2 protein-coding genes are annotated in these 2,036 nt (G+C 63.5%); both read right to left on the minus strand.

Annotated features, from left to right (window positions below):
• Window positions 1-77: 77 nt before the first annotated feature.
• Window positions 78-1,202: a Zn-dependent alcohol dehydrogenase gene (locus tag V7E05_RS13110; protein ID WP_333620086.1), complete on the minus strand. Its 1,125-nt coding sequence runs from the start codon at window positions 1,200-1,202 to the stop codon at window positions 78-80.
• A 190-nt stretch (window positions 1,203-1,392) separates the two neighbouring features.
• Window positions 1,393-1,773, minus strand: a complete 381-nt coding sequence (gene trxA / locus V7E05_RS13115; protein WP_333620087.1) for a thioredoxin — start codon at window positions 1,771-1,773, stop codon at window positions 1,393-1,395.
• Window positions 1,774-2,036: the final 263 nt, after the last annotated feature.

Genomic DNA, 2,036 nt, shown 5'->3' on the forward strand with positions numbered 1-2,036 from the left:
GGGGCTCATTGGGGCAGGTTAACAGCTCTCCAGCCCGCCGGCCTCGGGGAAATCCCCGATATCCGCGCAAGCGCTAATCAGTCGTCTTCGTGGATGATGAGCCCGCGGAGCAGCCCGGACCCCGGCGTCTCCATCATCTCGTAGCCCTTGTTGACCTCGTCGAGCGTAAAGCGGTGCGTGATGAGCTCGTCGAGCATGATGTGCTTTTGGTCCCACAGCTTGAGCAGGTTGGGGATGTCGTAGTTCGCGTTCGCCGAACCGAAGAGCGAGCCCTTGATGCTCTTCTCGAGCTGGCAGAGGAACAGGCCCGGGATGCTCACCGAGTAGTTGTCCATGGCGCCCATCGAGACGAGCACGAGCACGCCGCGCTTGCCGAGAAGGTTGAAGGCGGCCTCGGTGACTGCCGCATCGGCGACACCGATGGTGATTATCGCCTTGTCCGCCTGCTCACCCCAGCTCAGCTCGTTGAGGACCGGCGCGGCATCGGTGGGATCGGAGAAGAAGTGGGTCGCCCCGAACTTCATTGCGACGTCCTGCTTCGAGGCGTCGCTGTCGATGGCGAAGACGTAGCGGGCACCTGCGAGCCTGGCGGCTTGGAGCGCGTTCGCGCCGAGGCCACCGATCCCGAAGACCACGACGATGTCCCCGGCCTTGACCCCGGCGGTGTTGATCGTCGAGGAGTAGCCGGTGGTCACGCCGCAGCCGACGAGCGCTGCGGTCTCGAACGGGATCCACTCCTGGACGGGGACGACGGACTGCTCCTTGCAGATGGCGCGCTCGGAGAAGGTGCCGAGGTTGCACATGCCGCCGGCGCCCTGGCCGCCTTCGAGCTTGAAGGGGTAACGTCCGTCGGCCATGAGGCCGGTGGTGCCGTTCCAGCCCTCGTTGCACAGGTTCGACATGCCACGCGCGCACGCCGAGCACGTGCCGCAGCCGGGAATGAACGAGCCGACGATGTGGTCGCCCGGTTTGACGCGAGTGACGCCGGGGCCGACCTCCTCGACCACACCGGAACCCTCGTGGCCCACCACGAGCGGGAGGGTCGAGGGCATGTCCCCGGAGGAGACGTGGAGGTCTGAGTGGCAGAGCCCGGCGACCTTCCACTTGACGAGGACCTCGCCGGCCTTCGGGCCATCGAGCTCCGCCTCGACGATCTCGAACGGCTTGCCCACTTCCATCGAAACGGCGACCTTGGTCTTCACCTGCGCACGACCTTTCCCACGAATTTCTAGAACACGTTCTACTGCTTGAACCGATTGTGGCACAGGACACGCGCGGGCGTGAACGTGTTCTATTTTTCGGTTTCGGCAAGCGTCTGAGGAAATACGAAAACCCCGCCGCACCACGGGGTGCGACGGGGTTTCGGACTAAGCGCCTGAGGGCCCTTGTGAGCTAGGCGTTGCCCTGGGCCTTCGCGGTCTCGGCCGCGACGGCCTTCCGGACCTCGTCCATGTCGAGGTCCTTGATCTTCTCGATCAGCTGGTCGAGAGCGGCGCCGGACACGACGCCCGAGTTACGGAATACCGGCTGGCCCTCGCGGAAGGCCATGAGGGTCGGAATCGCCTGGATCTGCAGCTGCGCTGCGAGATCTTGCTCGGCCTCGGTGTCGATCTTCGCGAAGACGACATCCGAGTGCTTGTCCGAGCTCTTCTCGTAAGTCGGTGCGAACGAGCGGCAGGGTCCGCACCACGAGGCCCAAAAGTCGACGAGAACGATATCGTTCTCGGTGACGGTCGACTCGAAGTCCTCGGTGGTCACGTCCACGGTTGCCATTGCCATAGCTCCTTTTGCGGTTTCCCACCGCTGTTGTGGTCGGCCGAAGGTAGGTGAACCCGTCGGTCGCTGCCGCATGCGCGGCATCTCTTGGTTCCGTTGAGTGCAACCAGCTTGGCACGGCTTTAATTCCGAAATCGAACGTGGGCCCCGATCAGCCCTCACAGCAGCGATTTTGCTCAGCCGAAGCCTCTGATCTCCACCCCTTAACTAGTGGTCCGCATTTGAAGTGTTGTTACGGTTGGCTTTCGCGAGGACTTCCT

This window comes from Dietzia sp. (genome assembly GCF_036741115.1).
Taxonomy (GTDB): domain Bacteria; phylum Actinomycetota; class Actinomycetes; order Mycobacteriales; family Mycobacteriaceae; genus Dietzia.

Excerpts from the sequence above, each read along its gene's own strand:
- trxA (WP_333620087.1), bottom strand. The coding sequence starts at position 1,773 with ATGGCAACCGTGGACGTGACCACCGAGGACTTCGAGTCGACCGTCACC.